We start from the raw sequence: 15,251 nt of genomic DNA, 5'->3' as shown, positions 1-15,251 counted from the left end.
CCCTGGTCTCGTCGACCGGCGTCGCGAGTCCCGACGTGGTCAGAAGACGTCGGGGGAGGGCGTCGACGCCTGGCGGATGGAGACATCCGCGTGGCGGTCGAAGCGGTAGCCGATGCCGCGCACGGTGCGCACGATGTCCTGGTAGTGCGCGAGCTTCGAGCGCAGCCGGCGCACGTGCACGTCGATCGTGCGCTCGCTCGGGGCCTCGTCGTCGGCGCTCCACAGGCTCTCGATGAGCTCATGGCGGTCGATCGTGCGGCCCTCGCGGAGCACGAGGTACTGCAGCAGCTCGAACTCCTTGTAGGTGAGGCCGGCGGCCTCCCCGTCGAGCAGCACGCGCTTGCGGGAGATGTCGATGATCACGCCGTTCGGGTGGCGGTCGGCGTCGTCGCGGGTGCCTTGGACTTCGCGTTGCCTGGCGAGCGCGGCAGGGTCCTGCAGGGCGAGCCGCACGACGTCGACGTCGCGGCCGCCCGCGCCCTCGGGGGCGAGCGCCACGGCGGCGTACGTCTCGGCCGACGGCGAGATCTCTGCGGTGAGGGCGCGGAGTGCCTCGACGATGCGGTGCAGGGTCGTGCCGTCGGCGTTCGCCTTTCCCTCGTCGATCCCGACGTAGAGCACGAACCCGCGCGCCTCGGTGCCCTCGGGCACCGCACGTACGCGGGGTGCGGAGGGGGCGATGACATCGGCATCGGCACGGGGGGCGATCGAACGAACGGGCGCGGCCGGCAGTGAGGGCGCTGCCGGGAGCGAGGGCGCGGCCGAGAGCGTGGGGGCCGTGCGAACAGCGGCGGTGCGGGCGGTCGTGGGAGCGGGGGCGAAAGCGAGAGACATGACGGAGTCCTTGTGTGAGGAAGATGCGGCGATGACCCCGGAATCACGGTCGGGGGTCGGTGCGAAGGCCGTTCGGCCGGAGAACCCTCGCATGGGATGGGTTCGGAGGAGTCCGAGCCGATCAGGGTGTCGATCGGTGACGGGAACTCGGCGGTCGGGTCGCGGTCAGCGGCACATTCGACAACACATGGGCGCACGCGCCGACATCATCACGTCGGCCGTCCTGTTCACCTCGCGGGCGGTCAGGGTGCGTGCGGTGTCGGTCATGGGCGTCAGTCAAACCGATACCCGAGCGTGTGTCAATTCATGACGACGCGATGACGCCGTGTGACGACGCAGACGGTTCGCACCGCGGCGAGGCATCCGGCAGGATCAGGGGCACGGATGTCGCGCCTGCAAGAATCTGCGAAAAGGCGCGAATTTCAGAAACTTTCCGTTTTGACTTGCCGGCTGGGCGCGGCCCAACCGAAGATCCTTCGGGCATAGCAGTCAGCTGAGCTCGTCGAAGCGATTCGCGCGTGGGCTCGATCCCTTCGACGAGCTCAGGGAGCGCTGGCGTCTAGACCGTGCCGTAGAGGCGGTCGCCTGCGTCGCCGAGACCGGGCACGATGAATCCGCGCTCGTCGAGTCGCTCGTCGACGGCGCCGAGCACGATCGTCACCTCACGGCCGTGCAGCGACCGCTCGACGGCGGCGAGACCCTCGGGCGTGGCGAGGATGCAGATCGCCGTGACATCCGTCGCCCCCCGCGCGAGAAGGAACTCGATCGCGGCCGTGAGCGATCCGCCGGTCGCGAGCATCGGGTCGAGCACGAAGCACTGTCTGTCGGAGAGGTCGTCGGGCAACCGCTCGGCGTAGGTCGTGGGCTCGAGGGTCTCTTCGTCGCGGGCCATGCCGAGGAAGCCGACCTCGGCGCTCGGCAGGAGCTTCACCATGCCCTCGAGCATGCCGAGCCCGGCGCGCAGGATCGGAACGATCAGCGGCTTCGGGTCGGCGATACGCACGCCGGTCGTCGGCGCGACCGGCGTGACGATCTCGACCGGCTCGACCCGCACCCCCCGGGTCCCCTCGTACGCGAGGAGCGTCATGAGCTCCTCGACGAGCGAGCGGAACACCGGCGACGGCGTGTTCTCGTCGCGGAGCACCGTCAGCTTGTGGGTGACGAGCGGGTGATCGGCAACGTTGACTCGCATAGGCTCGAGTCTATTGTCAGGGGTGGCGGGGAGGGAGTGCTCGTGGAGCTGCCGATCCACCGCGAATGGATGCGGCTTGCGCTCGCCGAGGCCGAGCAGGCGCCCGCGACGCGCGACGTGCCCGTCGGCGCCGTCGTCGTGAACGGCGCCGGCGCCGTGATCGCCTCGCGCCGCAACGAGCGGGAGCTCCTCGGCGACCCGACGGCGCACGCCGAGCTGCTCGCACTCCGCACCGCCGCCGAGGCCCACGGCGACTGGCGGCTCACCGACTGCACGCTCGTGGTCACGCTCGAGCCGTGCGTGATGTGCGCTGGGGCGATCCTCGCCGCGCGGGTCCCGACCGTGGTGTTCGGAGCGTGGGACGAGAAGGCCGGCGCCGCCGGCTCCCTCTACGACGTGCTGCGCGACCGGCGGCTGAACCACCGCGTCGAGGTGTTCCCCGGCGTCGCGGCCGAGGCATCCGCTCGCCTGCTGCTGGAATTCTTCGAAGACCCCTTGCGCCGTCCGCCGGCGACCTGAACTCAGGTGGGCCCGACGGGAAGCCGGCCGGCCTTCTCTCCCGCTCGTGTGAGATCCGCCTCACTTGAGGCGGGTTCGACATGAGCAGACGAGAAGGCACCACGCCCGCGGCTCAGGTTGTTTCGCGCCTCGATGCCCTCGAGGAATTCGCCCAGCAGGGCAGCGGATGCCGCCTGCGCACGTGGCCCGTGCGAAGCGCGCTCCTCGCGCAGCCGATCGCGGCTGAGCCCGTACTCGGGCAACTCGTCGCCCCACTCGCGCAGCCAGTCCTCGTGGATCTCGTCGTCGACCTCGGGGTGGAACTGCACGGCGAGCAGCCAGTCGCCCTTCGCGAACGCCTGGTTCTCGTACTGGCCCGAAGTCGCGAGCAGCTCGACGCCCGCGGGCAGGTCGAACGTGTCGCCGTGCCATTGCACGGTCGGAACCCCGGCGAAATGGCGCACCGGCGAGGCGGCGCCGGCCGCGGTGGGCTCGACCGTGAGCCAGCCGACCTCCTTGCGCGGACCCTTGCGCACCTCGGCGCCGAGGGTCTTCGCGAGCAGCTGCGCGCCGAGGCACACCCCGAAGATCGGCGCCTCGGCCTCGATGCGGGCCGCGAGCAGTCGTACCTCGTCGTCGAGGTACGGGTAGCGGTCGGTCTCGTATGCGCCCTCGTCGCCGCCGAGCACCACGACGAGGTCTGGTGCGAGCGCGTCGAGGGCCGCGACATCCGCGTGGGGCGCGTCGACGGTGACGATCTCATAGCCGTGGGCCTCGAGCGTGGGCGCGAGGTTGCCGAGCCCGATCGCGGAGTCGTGACGGAGCACGAGGGCGGTGCGAGCCGCGCCCGCGGCATCCGTCACTCGAGGCCCTTGATGACGATGGCGTCGGTGGGCGGGGCCGACTCGTTCGGATCGACGTAGACGTCGGGCTCGATGTAGATGATGCGGGCCGCGGGCACGGCCTCGCGCACGCGCTGCTCGATGACGTTCACCGCGGTCGACACCTCGAGCAGCCGCTGGTCGGCGTGGAAGCCGACCTTCGCGGCGACGAGCAGCTCCTCGGGGCCGACGTAGAGGGTCTTCATGTGGATGATGCGCTCGGCCTCGTCGCTGGCGAGGATCGCCTGCTCGATCTTCGCGTAGTCGGCCTCGGTCGCGCCCTCGCCCACGAGGAGGCTCTTCGTCTCGATGCCGAGCACGATCGCCACCGTGATGAGCAGGGCGCCGATGAACAGGGTGCCGATCGCGTCGAACAGCGGATTGCCGGTGAGAATCGTGAGGCCCACGCCGATGAAGGCGAACACGAGGCCGAGCAAGGCGGCGATGTCCTCCAGCAGGACGACGGGCAGCTCGGGCGCCTTCGCGCGGCGCACGAACTCGACCCAGCTCTGCGTGCCGCGAACGTGGTTCGACTCGATGATCGCGGTGCGAAGCGAGAACGACTCGAGCACGATCGCGATCGAGAGCACGAGGATGGGCAGCCACGGCACGTCGAGCGCGTGCGGGTGCTGCAGCTTGTCGATGCCCTCGTAGATCGAGAACACGCCGCCGACCGAGAACAGGATGATGGCCACGACGAACGCGTACACGTAGCGCTCCCGGCCGTAGCCGAAGGGATGCTCCTTGTCGGCCGCCTTCTTCGCCTGGCGCCCGCCGAAGATGAGCAGGAGCTGGTTGCCGGCGTCGGCGACCGAGTGCACCGCCTCGGCGAGCATCGACGAGGAGCCGGAGAAGAACCATGCGATGAACTTCGTGATCGCGATGCCCGTGTTCGCGAGGAAGGCCGCGATGATGGCTTTGGTTCCGCCCGATGCGCTCATGCTCCAATCCTAAGATGGTCGCATGCCCGTCGAAACGCCGGTGAAGCTGCCCACGATCGCCTTCCTCGGCGCCGGTTCGATGGCCCGCGCCATCATCGCCGGCCTGCTGAAACCGGGGGTCGTCGTCGACGGAGGCATCCGCACGACGAACCGCACGCCCGAGAAGGCGGCCGAGCTCGCCGGGCTCGAGGGGGTCACCGCGCACTCGACCGAGGCGGATGCCGCAGCCAACCTCGCCGCGGTCGCGGGCGCGAAGCTCGTGGTGGTCGCGGTGAAGCCCGCGATGGTGCCGGGCCTGCTCCGCGAGATCGCGGGAGCGCTCGAACCGGGCACCGTGGTGGTGTCGGTCGCGGCGGGGGTCACGGTCGCGACGTTCGAGTCGCTCCTGCCCGAATCGGTCGCGGTGATCAGGTCGATGCCGAACACGCCCGCGGTCGTGGGCCGTGCGGTGACGGGCGTCTCGGCGGGCACACGATCGAGCGAGGCCGACCTGGCGCTCGCGGTCTCGCTCTTCGAGACGGTCGGGCAGGTGCTCGTGGTGCCCGAGGAGCAGCTCGACGCGCTCTCCACGATCTCGGGCTCGGGGCCCGCGTACGTCTTCTACCTCATCGAGCAGCTCACGGCGACGGCGATCGGCAAGGGGTTCACGCCGGAGCAGGCGGCGCTCATGGTGCAGGGCACGTTCCGCGGCGCGAGCGAGCTGCTCGCGGCATCCGGCGACGACCCGGCCGAGTTGCGGCGTCGCGTGACGAGCCCGAAGGGCACCACCGAGCGCGCCGTCGCGGTGCTCGACGCGGCCGGCCTCAAGGCGACCTTCGACCAGGCGACCGATGCCGCGCTCGCCCGCGCCCGCGAACTGGCCGCCGGCGCCTGATCTTCCGCTCGCTGAGCCCGTTCTTCCGCTCGCTGAGCCTGTCGAAGCGAGCTCCCTTCGACGGGCTCTCCCTTCGACGGGCTCTCCCTTCGACGGGCTCTCCCTTCGACGGGCTCCCTTCGACAGGCTCCCTTCGACAGGCTCCCTTCGATGGGCTCAGGGGGCGTTCTACGGCTCGAAGCGGTAGCCCATCCCGGGCTCGGTGAGGAAGAACCGCGGCTCCGACGGCGTCGGCTCGAGCTTGCGGCGCAGCTGCGCCACGTAGAGGCGCAGGTAACCGGCGTCGTTGGCGTGGTACGGGCCCCACACCTCGCCGAGCAGCATCTGCCGCGTGAGCAGCTTGCCCGGATTCTTCAGGAACAGCTCGAGCAGGCGCCACTCCGTCGGCGTCAGGCGCACGGATGTCGCGCCACCGCCGTCGGCGGACGCGGCCGCCCGGACCGTCCTCGCCGCCAGGTCGACGGTGAGGTCGCCGATCGCCACCGCCGCGGCATCCGTCTCGTCACCGGATGCCGCACGCGCACGAGCGCGGATCCGGGCGAGCAGCTCGTCCATCGCGAAGGGCTTCGTGACGTAGTCATCGGCACCCGCGTCGAGCGCGTCGACCTTCTCGGCCGAGTCGGCGCGGCCCGAGAGCACGACGATCGGCACCTTCGACCAGGCGCGCACCGCGCGGATGACGTCGACGCCGTCGACCTTCGGCATGCCGAGATCGAGCAGCAGGAGGTCGGGGTGCGCGGATGCCGCGAGGTCGATCGCCTCGGCGCCGTCGCGCGCCGCGACCACGTCGTAGCCGCGCGCCGTGAGCGTGATGCGGAGCGCGCGCTGGAGCTGTTCGTCGTCGTCTGCGAGGAGGATCCTCATCGCGTCTCCTTCCCGGCCGTGGACAGCGTGACGACCATGGTGAGGCCGCCGCCCGGGGTGTCCTCCGCCTCCAGGGTGCCGCCCATGCCCTCGACGAAGCCCTTCGACAGGGCGAGGCCGAGGCCGAGGCCCGTCTCGTTGTCGGTGTCGCCGAGTCGCTGGAACGGCGTGAAGACCTGATCGCGGCGCTCGGCGGGAATGCCCGGCCCGCGGTCGACGACGCGCAGTTCGGTGCGGCCCTGGAACGAGCTCGCCGCGAGCCGCACGCGCTCGCCGAGCGGGCTGTGCCGCACCGCGTTCGCGAGCAGGTTGACCATGACGCGTTGGAGGAGCACGGCGTCGGCGAGCACCGGGCGGAGGTCGTCGGCGAGATCCAGCTGGATCGCGGCCGGTCCGACCCCGAGTTCGTCGAGCGCGGGGAAGACGACATCGGCGACCTCGGTGGGCGCGAGCATCACCCCCAGGGCACCCGCCTGCACGCGGCTCACGTCGAGCAGGTTGGTGACGAGCTCCGCGAGCGAGTCGAGGCTCTCGGCGGCGGTGGAGAGGAGCTCCTCTCGCTCGGCAGCGGGCAGCCGCACCTCGGCGGAGCGCAGCGCGCTGATCGCCGCCGACGCAGAGGTGAGGGGGCGGCGCAGGTCGTGGCCCACCGCCGCGAGCAGGGCCGACCGCATGCGGTCGGTCTCGGCGAGCTCGCGGGCCGCCCCGGCCGCCTCGGCGAGGGCGCCGTGCTCGATGGCCTGATCGATCTGGGTCGCGATCACCTGCAGCAGCCGGCGTTCGGATGCCGCGAGGTCCTGCCCGTGCAGCTCGAGCACGCCGTGCGCGCCGATCGGCACGTTCGTCACCCGGTCATCACGGGTCGGCTCCCCGTCGGCGACCCGGGGTTCGCCGTCGACGAGCAGGCGCACACCGGTGAGCCCGAACGCCTCGCGGGTGCGAGTGACCATCGCCTGCAGCGCGTCCTCGCCACGGAGCACGCTGCCCGCGAGCGTCGCGAGCAGCTGCGACTCCGCCGCGGCGCGGCGGGCCTCGCGCGAGCGCCTCGCCGCCTGATCGACGACGTAGCTGACGAGCAGCGCGTTCGCGACGTAGAACCCGAGCGCGAGGAACTGCCGCGCGTCGGCGATCGTGAGCGTGTACAGCGGTGGCACGAAGAGGAAGTTGAGCGTGAGGCCCGAGAGCACGGCCGCGAAGAGCCCCGGCCAGATGCCGCCGATCAGGGCGACGACGATGACGAGCAGCTGGTAGGCGAGCACGTCGCTCGTGATCGAGGATTCGGTGCGGAAGGTCGCGAGCAGCCAACTCAGCAGCGGACCGGCGACGAGCGCGACGGCGAAGCCGGCCACCAGACGCTTGCGGCTGAGCGCGCCGCCGAGCTTCGGCAGGGAGAACCCCGAGCCCGCAGCGGCGTGCGTCACGATGTGCACGTCGATGTCGCCCGACTCGCGGATGACCGTGGCCCCGATGCCGGGCCCCGAGAACGCCGCCGCCAAGCGCGATCGGCGGCTCACGCCGATGACCAGCTGCGTGGCATCCGCCGCCCTCGCGAAGTCGACGAGTGCACGCGGCACGTCCTCGCCGACGACCTGGTGGAAGGTGCCGCCGAGTTGCTCGACGAGCGTGCGCTGCGTGTCGAGGGCGCCCGGATGCCGCGCCCGCATGCCGTCGGGATTGGTGACGTGCACCGCGATCAGCTCGCCGCCCGACGAGCGCGACGCGATCCGCGCGCCGCGCCGCAGGAGGGTCTCGCCCTCGGGCCCGCCGGTGAGCGCGACGACCACGCGCTCACGGGCCTCCCACTTGCGGTCGATGCCGTGCTCGGCCCGGTACGCCTTGAGCGCCTGCTCGACCTCGTCGGCGAGCCAGAGCAGCGCGATCTCGCGCAGGGCGGTGAGGTTGCCGAGCCGGAAGTAGTTCGACAGCGCCGCGTCGACCCGCTCGGCGGGGTAGACGAGCCCGCTCGCGAGTCGGTCGCGAAGCGCCTGGGGTGCGAGATCGACGACCTCGATCTGGTCGGCGGCGCGCAGCACCGCGTCGGGGATTGTCTCGCGCTGGGCCACACCGGTGATCTGCAGCACCACGTCGCCGAGCGAATCGATGTGCTGGGTGTTGACCGTGGAGATGACGTCGATGCCGGCGTTCAGCAACTCATCGACGTCCTGCCAGCGCTTCTCGTTCCGCGACCCCGGCGCATTCGTGTGGGCGAGCTCGTCGACGAGCGCGATCTCGGGCGTGCGCGCGAGCACCGCATCGAGGTCCATCTCCTCGAGAGCCATGCCGCGATGCACCTCGCGGCGGCGGGGCACCGTCTCCAGGCCCTCCACCATCGCGGCCGTCGCCTTGCGCCCGTGGGTCTCGATGAAGGCGGCGACGACGTCATGGCCTTCTTCGGCGAGTCGCTTGCCCTCCTCGAGCATCGTGTAGGTCTTGCCGACGCCGGGGGCGGCGCCGAGGAGTACCCGAAGCCGCCCCCTCTTCATTGCGACTACCCCTCCAGCTCTGCGAGGGCGAGGTTGAGTTGCAGCACGTTCACGGTCGGTTCGCCCAGGTAGCCGAGATCCCGTGCCTGAATCCTAGACTCCACCAGCCCCTGCACCTCGGCTTCGGGCAGGCCGCGCTCGCCCGCAACCCGCTGCACCTGCAGGAGTGCGTACTCCGGGCTGATGTGCGGGTCGAGGCCCGACCCGGAGGCCGTGACGGCGTCGGCGGGGACATCCGCGGGGGATACCCCGTTGAACTCGGCGACCCGGGCCTTGCGCTCCTCGATCGCCGCGATGAGGTCGGCGTTCTCCGGTCCGTAGTTGCTGCCGCTCGACGCGCCCGCGTCGTAGCCGTCGCCGGCCGCGGATGGCCGGGGCTGGAACCACTCGGGGAGCGGCTCGCCCGCGGCATCCGTGAACGACTGACCGATGAGGGCAGAACCCACGACCTCGTCACCCGATCGCACGACCGAGCCGTTCGCCTGAGCCGGCAGTGCGAGCTGCCCGATGGCGGTGACGACGATGGCGTAGGCCACGCCGAGCACGAGCGTGAAGATGAGCATCGCGCGGACCGCCACCCAGTGGGTGCGTACCGTCGTGCGAGTCGTACTCATGTGTTCTGGTTTCCTTTCGCGCGCGGGTCTAGAACCCGGGGATGAGGCTGACGACGAGGTCGATCAGCTTGATGCCGATGAACGGGGCGATGATGCCGCCGAGGCCGTAGATCAGCAGGTTGCGGTTCAACATGTGGGAAGCGCCGATCGGCCGGTACTTCACCCCGCGGAGTGCGAGCGGGATCAGGATCACGATGATGATCGCGTTGAAGATGATCGCCGAGAGCACCGCCGAGGCGGGCGAGTGCAGCTGCATGATGTTGAGCACCGCGAGCCCCGGGAAGATCCCCGCGAACATCGCCGGGATGATGGCGAAGTACTTCGCGATGTCGTTCGCGATCGAGAACGTCGTGAGCGCCCCGCGAGTGATGAGCAGCTGCTTGCCGATGCGCACGATCTCGATGAGCTTGGTCGGATCGGAGTCGAGGTCGACCATGTTTCCGGCCTCCTTCGCGGCCGACGTGCCCGAGTTCATCGCCACGCCGACGTCGGCCTGCGCGAGCGCGGGGGCGTCATTCGTCCCGTCGCCGGTCATCGCGACGAGGTTGCCGCCCTCCTGCTCCTTGCGGATCAGCGCGATCTTGTCCTCGGGCGTGGCCTCGGCGAGGTAGTCGTCGACGCCCGCCTCGGCCGCGATGGCCTTCGCAGTGAGCGGGTTGTCACCCGTGATCATCACGGTGCGGATGCCCATCGCGCGGAGCTCGGCGAACCGCTCGGTGAGGCCGTCCTTCACGATGTCCTTGAGGTGGACCACGCCCAGGATGCGGGCGGTGCCACCTGAAGACTTCTCCGCGACGACGAGCGGCGTGCCGCCGGCGACCGAGATCGCGTCGACGCGCTGGGTCAGCTCGTCGTGCGTGCTCGACGGAATGCGGGCGGATGCCTCGACCCATGCGATGACCGACGAGCCGGCGCCCTTGCGGATGCTCGACCCGTCGGGCAGGTCGATGCCCGACATCCGGGTCTGCGCGGTGAACGGCACGACGTTCCCTGAGCTTGTCGAAGGGCCGGCTCCCTCGCTCCCTGAGCTTGTCGAAGGGTCGAAGCGGTCCCCACGCCCACTCCACGCATCGCTGGCGCGCTGCGCGGAGCCTCGGGGCGCGTGGGCCCAGCCCCGCTCCGCCGCCAGGGCTACGATCGACGAGCCCTCGGGCGTAGGGTCCGCGAGCGAGGCGAGCGCTGCGGCCCGCTCGAGGTCGGTGTTGTCGACGCCGGACATCGGCACGAATTCGCTCGCACGGCGGTTGCCGTGCGTGATCGTGCCCGTCTTGTCGAGGAGCAGCGTCGTGACGTCGCCCGCGGCCTCGACCGCGCGGCCCGACATCGCGAGCACGTTGCGCTGCACGAGACGGTCCATGCCGGCGATGCCGATCGCCGAGAGGAGCGCGCCGATCGTCGTCGGGATGAGGCAGACGAGCAGGGCGACGAGCACCGGGATCGACGCCGGGCCCGCCGCGTAGGACGCGATCGGGTTCAGCGTGAGCACGACCACGACGAAGATGATCGAGAGGCTCGCGAGGAGGATGTTCAGCGCGATCTCGTTCGGCGTCTTCTGGCGGGACGCGCCCTCGACGAGCGCGATCATGCGGTCGACGAACGTCTCGCCCGGCTTCGACGTGATGCGCACCACGATGCGGTCGGAGAGCACGCGGGTACCGCCGGTGACCGCGGAACGGTCACCGCCCGACTCACGTACGACCGGTGCAGACTCGCCCGTGATGGCGGACTCGTCCACGGAAGCGATGCCGTGGATGATGTCGCCGTCGCCCGGGATCGCCTCGCCCGCCGACACCACGACGATGTCGCCGAGCTGAAGGTCGCCCGAGGAGACGGCGCTGATCGCGGTGCGCTCCGCACCGGCATCCGCCACTTCGTCGTACCTCGCGACGAGATGCGCGACCGTCGACGTGCGGGACTGACGCAGGGTGTCGGCCTGGGCCTTGCCGCGGCCCTCCGCCACGGACTCCGCGAGGTTCGCGAAGACCACGGTGAGCCAGAGCCAGATGGCGATGGCCCACGTGAACGAGCCCGGCACCGTGGTGCCGCCCGAGACCGCCGGACCACCGAGGAACGGCTCGTTGATCGCGAGCACCGTGGTGAGCACGGCGCCGATCTCGACGATGAACATGACGGGGTTGTGCCACATCTCGCGAGGATCGAGCTTGCGCAGCGCACCGGGCAGTGCTCGGACGAGCTGCGCCGCGCCGAAGCCGCCCATCGGGCGTTTCGAGGGCGAGCCCATCGGGCGCGGGGTGTGCCCGGTCATCTCGCTGACGGTGGCGGACGAGGTGGTGGGGGTGGTGGTGTTGGTGGACATGGATCAGATCAGCCCTTCAGCCAGGGGACCCAGCGTGAGAACGGGGAAGTAGGTGAGGGCGGTCACGATGACCGACACCCCGACCAGGAGGCCGACGAACTGCGGCCGGTGGGTCGGCAGCGTGCCGGCGGTGGTGGGAACCTTCTCCTGCGCGGCGAGGCTGCCCGCGAGTGCGAGCACGAGCACGATCGGGACGAACCGGCCGAGGAGCATCGCGACGCCGAGCGCCGTGTTGAGCCACGGTGTGTTCGCGCCGAGACCCGCGAACGCGGAACCGTTGTTGTTGGACGCGCTCGTGAAGGCGTAGAGCACCTCGCTCATGCCGTGGATACCGGGGTTCCAGATCGACGACGTGACGCTCTCGCGAACGCCGGGGATCGCGAAGCTGAGCGCGGTGCCCGCGAGCACGAGAGTCGGCGTCACGAGGATGTAGAGGCTCGCGAGCTTGATCTCGCGCGGCCCGATCTTCTTGCCGAGGTACTCGGGCGTGCGGCCCACGAGGAGCCCGGCGATGAATACCGCGATCACGGCGAGCACGAGCATGCCGTAGAGACCCGAGCCGACGCCACCGGGGGCGACCTCGCCGAGCATCATGTTCAGCATCGGCATCATGCCGCCGAGTGCCGTGAGCGAGTCGTGCATCGCGTTCACGGCGCCCGTCGAGGTGAGCGTCGAGGTCGAGCCGAACAGGGTCGACCCGAAGATGCCGAAGCGCTGCTCCTTGCCCTCGAGCGCGCCGCCCGCCAACTGCGGCGCGGTGCCGTTGCCGGCGGCCTCCAGCGCGCTGAATGCGACGAGCGAGACGACGTAGAGCGTCGCCATCACGGCGAGGATGGCGTACCCCTGCTTGTTCGAGCCGACCATGCGCCCGAAGGTGCGCGGCAGCGCGAACGGGATCGCGAGCATGAGCACGTTCTGGAAGAGGCTCGTCCAGGCCGTCGGGTTCTCGAACGGGTGCGCGGAGTTGGCGTTGAAGAACCCGCCGCCGTTCGTGCCGAGCAGCTTGATGACCTCCTGGCTCGCGGCCGGGCCGCCGGGCAGGCTCTGCGTGTTGCCCGCAAGCGTCGTCATCTCGGTGAAGCCGTTGAAGTTCTGCACGACGCCGCCTGCGATCAGCACGATCGCGCCGATCACCGAGAGCGGCAGCAGCAGCCGGAACGAGCCGCGGAACAGGTCGACCCAGAAATTGCCGATCGTGCCGGAGCCCCGGCGGGCGAAGCCCCGCACGAGGGCGATCGCCACGGCGATCCCGACGGCGGCCGAGACGAAGTTCTGCACGGCCAGGCCGGCCAGCTGCACCGTGTAGCCGACGGTGACCTCGGGCACGTACGACTGCCAGTTCGTGTTCGCCACGAAGGATGCGGCCGTGTTGAACGAGAGGTCCTCGGGCACCGGCGGCAGCCCGAGCGAGTAGGGGAGCACGGCCTGGGCGCGCTGCAGCACGTAGACGAACAACAGCCCGACGACAGAGAACGCGAGCACGCCGCGCAGGTACGCGGGCCACGACTGCTCGGCGCGCGGGTCGACGCCGATGAGCCGATAGAGACCGCGTTCGACCTTCCAATCCTTCGTCGAGGTGTAGATGCGGGCCATGTAGTCGCCGAGCGGGCGATACAACAGCGCGAGGATGAGGGCGAGGGTGGCCGCCTGCAGGACGGCGAAGAACACATCCATCAGAACCTCTCAGGCTTCACGAGGGCATACACGAGGTACACCACGGCGGCGACGCCGAACGCGACGGCGAGGAGCTCGATGACGATCACAGCTTCTCGACCCCCTTCGCGATCAGGCCGACGAGGGCGAACGTCGCGATGATGACGGCGACGTAGACGAGGTCCAGCACGGGAACTCCAGACTCGGGATGCCGCGGGCCGCGGACGCGGCGGCGGGCAGCGCTCAGTGCGGCTGCATTCCGATGCAACACCCCGGATGCTGCGGCCGCGCCGATCCTCACGGATCCCTAACGCCTCGGCGGCGCATCCTGACACCCCGCTCACGAAGCTCGTCAGCGTCGCGTGAGGATGCGTCGCCGGGCCGTTCGGATGCCGTTCGGAACGGCAGCACGGCGCTCGCCGCGGCGTAGAACCGACGCATGACGCTCACGTCCGTCCTCCCGACCCTCCGCCGTTCCATCCCCGACCCGCTCGATCCCGACCGCTGGCCCGAGCACACCCGGGCGACCGTCGCCGACGTCGTCGTCGCGGGCGTCTCGATGTGCAGGCTCGTGGAGCTCTGCGGCACGCCGTGCGTGCACACCGCCGCGGCGAGTCTGCCCGGCACGGGCGGTCGCCCCTCGCCCGTCGACGATCGTGCCGTGGCCGTCATGACCGTAGCCGCCGTCCGCGTCGACGACGGCACGGCCACGATCGACCTCGATGCCGCCGTCGACGACATCGGCGCCTGCTGGCCGGAGCTGCGTCTGCTCGGCCGGGCGTCCGTCGCGCACGAGCGGCACTTCCTGATCGCCCGCACCGGCGTGCGCGGCGCGGGGTCCGTCGAGGTGACGCTCCCAGGCGACCTCGTCACCGGCGACGTGCTCGTCGTTCCGTGCGAGGCGCCACTCTCGCTCAGCAGGCTGCGTCGCTGACACCCCGTCGCCGGCAAGCGAAACGACGACGAGGGGCGGAGGCGATGCCTCCCACCCCTCGTCTTGGGTGTCCTCAGCGCCCGCAGCGCGCCACCGGCCACTCGGGGTCGTCGGGGTCGGGCCGGCGTGCGGCCGACCGTACGCGACCGCGAAGGTCGGCCCATCCCGTGCCGCCCACGGCAGGAATGGCCAGCAGGTCGCCTGCCCGAAGGTCGGTCGGCAGGGTCGCGTCCGGCAGGGCTGTCGATGCGGGCCGGAGCCGCACCGGCCTCATCGCCCGGGTCCCGCGACGGCCCAGCAGCCTCGACTCCGGGAGCAGTGGCCGCACCTGGTCGAGCGCCGCATCGACCCATGCGGCGAGCGTGCCGTCGGCCGACTCGTCGACGGCGAGCACCCGGGTGGCGATCACCGACGCGAATCGCTCGGGCGCGGCATCCGTTGCCGCCGATGTGCGCGCGCACGGCGTGCCCATCGCCTGGACCTGAGCGAGCATCGAGTTGCCGTCGACGAGGAGGTCACGGCCGTGGAGGCGCGCCGACGCCGGCCAGAGACCGGGTGCGAGCGTGGGGAACGGCTCGACGGCCGCGACGTGGAGGAACGAGCGAAGGTGGGTGAACGTCATGACTTCGGTCTACGCGGCGGCGCGACCGGGAACACGCGTCCTCACGAGATCTGAACGCCCGGGGGCCCCGACCTCACGGTTCCCCGACGTCCGCTACCGTGTGCTCATGGATGCGTCGGAGGTCGTCTCGGTCGTCGCCGAGGTGATCGGCTGGATCGCCCTCGGCGCCGCGCTCGCGTGCCTCCTCCTCGCGTTCCTTATCCGTCTGGCAGACGGCCGCTGGCTCCGCACCGACGCCGTCGTCATCGACCAGGAGCACGGCAGCACGATCCGCTGGTTCGCCGAGGGCGCCTTCCACCAGCGCCGGCTCAGCGATGAGGAGCGCGCCCATGTGGAGCGGCCCGACGAGGAGCGCGCCTTCTACAAGCAGCGCGAACCCGACCGTCTGCGCCTGCACGAGCCGCCGCAGGGGCGGCGCATCATCCGCATCGTCGGGCTCGTGATGCTGGCCATCGCGGCGATCGCGGGGCTCATCGGTTTCGTCCTGGTGCTGGTCGGCTGATCGGCTCGGCGTCTGCGATCTCGCGCCCGCGGCATCCGCCCG

16 protein-coding genes are annotated in these 15,251 nt (G+C 70.7%); 4 read left to right on the top strand and 12 right to left on the bottom strand.

The features are described 5' to 3' along the window. Positions 1-39: 39 nt before the first annotated feature. Positions 40-834 carry a winged helix-turn-helix domain-containing protein gene (locus ACFWN7_RS12635; RefSeq protein ID WP_376939158.1) on the bottom strand — a complete coding sequence of 265 codons (795 nt, stop codon included), beginning with the start codon at positions 832-834 and terminating at the stop codon, positions 40-42. Between the two features lie 559 nt (positions 835-1,393). Continuing rightward, entirely contained in the window at positions 1,394-2,026 is a 633-nt protein-coding gene (gene upp, locus ACFWN7_RS12630; RefSeq protein ID WP_376939157.1) for a uracil phosphoribosyltransferase, read from the bottom strand. A gap of 69 nt (positions 2,027-2,095) precedes the next feature. Between upp and ACFWN7_RS12625 the strand changes: the two genes are divergently transcribed. Further along, positions 2,096-2,545, top strand: a complete 450-nt coding sequence (locus ACFWN7_RS12625) for a nucleoside deaminase (protein WP_376939184.1) — start codon at positions 2,096-2,098, stop codon at positions 2,543-2,545. 2 nt (positions 2,546-2,547) lie between these two features. Here the strand turns inward: ACFWN7_RS12625 and ACFWN7_RS12620 are convergent, their stop codons facing one another. Continuing rightward, positions 2,548-3,387, bottom strand: coding sequence for a glutamine amidotransferase (locus ACFWN7_RS12620; RefSeq protein ID WP_376939156.1), 840 nt, complete (start codon positions 3,385-3,387; stop codon positions 2,548-2,550). Next, the gene (locus ACFWN7_RS12615) at positions 3,384-4,346 is read right to left on the bottom strand and encodes a cation diffusion facilitator family transporter (RefSeq protein ID WP_376939155.1); all 963 of its coding nucleotides are present in this window, start codon (positions 4,344-4,346) and stop codon (positions 3,384-3,386) included. Before ACFWN7_RS12615 ends, ACFWN7_RS12620 begins: the two co-directional genes overlap by 4 nt. A 22-nt stretch (positions 4,347-4,368) precedes the next feature. On the opposite strand from ACFWN7_RS12615, the gene proC reads away from it, so the two are divergent. After that, positions 4,369-5,220 carry a pyrroline-5-carboxylate reductase gene (proC, locus tag ACFWN7_RS12610; protein ID WP_376939154.1) on the top strand — a complete coding sequence of 284 codons (852 nt, stop codon included), beginning with the start codon at positions 4,369-4,371 and terminating at the stop codon, positions 5,218-5,220. A gap of 168 nt (positions 5,221-5,388) precedes the next feature. On the opposite strand, the gene ACFWN7_RS12605 is transcribed toward proC, so the two are convergent. The 7 genes from ACFWN7_RS12605 to ACFWN7_RS12575 all read right to left on the bottom strand — a co-directional run bounded on the left by ACFWN7_RS12605 (position 5,389) and on the right by ACFWN7_RS12575 (position 13,452). Next, positions 5,389-6,084, bottom strand: coding sequence for a response regulator (locus tag ACFWN7_RS12605; RefSeq protein WP_376939153.1), 696 nt, complete (start codon positions 6,082-6,084; stop codon positions 5,389-5,391). After that, positions 6,081-8,567, bottom strand: a complete 2,487-nt coding sequence (locus ACFWN7_RS12600) for an ATP-binding protein (RefSeq protein ID WP_376939152.1) — start codon at positions 8,565-8,567, stop codon at positions 6,081-6,083. Before ACFWN7_RS12600 ends, ACFWN7_RS12605 begins: the two co-directional genes overlap by 4 nt. Before the next feature lie 5 nt (positions 8,568-8,572). Further along, positions 8,573-9,181, bottom strand: a complete 609-nt coding sequence (gene kdpC, locus ACFWN7_RS12595) for a potassium-transporting ATPase subunit KdpC (RefSeq protein ID WP_376939151.1) — start codon at positions 9,179-9,181, stop codon at positions 8,573-8,575. Positions 9,182-9,209: 28 nt separating this feature from the next. After that, positions 9,210-11,423 (bottom strand): potassium-transporting ATPase subunit KdpB, encoded by a 2,214-nt coding sequence (gene kdpB, locus ACFWN7_RS12590; RefSeq protein WP_376939183.1) that lies wholly within the window; start codon positions 11,421-11,423, stop codon positions 9,210-9,212. Positions 11,424-11,501: 78 nt separating this feature from the next. Next, the gene (gene kdpA, locus ACFWN7_RS12585; protein ID WP_376939150.1) at positions 11,502-13,172 is read right to left on the bottom strand and encodes a potassium-transporting ATPase subunit KdpA; all 1,671 of its coding nucleotides are present in this window, start codon (positions 13,170-13,172) and stop codon (positions 11,502-11,504) included. Next, positions 13,172-13,261, bottom strand: a complete 90-nt coding sequence (locus ACFWN7_RS12580; protein WP_376939149.1) for a potassium-transporting ATPase subunit F — start codon at positions 13,259-13,261, stop codon at positions 13,172-13,174. Before ACFWN7_RS12580 ends, kdpA begins: the two co-directional genes overlap by 1 nt. Further along, positions 13,258-13,452 carry a hypothetical protein gene (locus ACFWN7_RS12575; RefSeq protein ID WP_376939148.1) on the bottom strand — a complete coding sequence of 65 codons (195 nt, stop codon included), beginning with the start codon at positions 13,450-13,452 and terminating at the stop codon, positions 13,258-13,260. The genes ACFWN7_RS12580 and ACFWN7_RS12575 overlap by 4 nt, the downstream gene beginning before the upstream one ends. Before the next feature lie 138 nt (positions 13,453-13,590). Here ACFWN7_RS12575 and ACFWN7_RS12570 point away from each other — a divergent pair, with 138 nt between their 5' ends. Continuing rightward, positions 13,591-14,085 (top strand): hypothetical protein, encoded by a 495-nt coding sequence (locus ACFWN7_RS12570; protein WP_376939147.1) that lies wholly within the window; start codon positions 13,591-13,593, stop codon positions 14,083-14,085. A gap of 73 nt (positions 14,086-14,158) precedes the next feature. Here ACFWN7_RS12570 and ACFWN7_RS12565 read toward each other — a convergent pair whose 3' ends face one another. After that, entirely contained in the window at positions 14,159-14,707 is a 549-nt protein-coding gene (locus ACFWN7_RS12565; protein ID WP_376939146.1) for a hypothetical protein, read from the bottom strand. A 106-nt stretch (positions 14,708-14,813) separates the two neighbouring features. Between ACFWN7_RS12565 and ACFWN7_RS12560 the strand changes: the two genes are divergently transcribed. Next, a complete protein-coding gene (locus ACFWN7_RS12560) occupies positions 14,814-15,209 on the top strand; it encodes a hypothetical protein (RefSeq protein WP_376939145.1) in 396 nt (131 codons plus the stop codon). Positions 15,210-15,251 lie beyond the last annotated feature (42 nt).

Origin of the sequence: Agromyces sp. NPDC058484, from assembly GCF_042720415.1 — a bacterium.
Classification (GTDB): domain Bacteria; phylum Actinomycetota; class Actinomycetes; order Actinomycetales; family Microbacteriaceae; genus Agromyces.
Note: the sequence above shows the minus strand (reverse complement) of the source record. Positions and strands in the feature narration are given on the sequence as shown.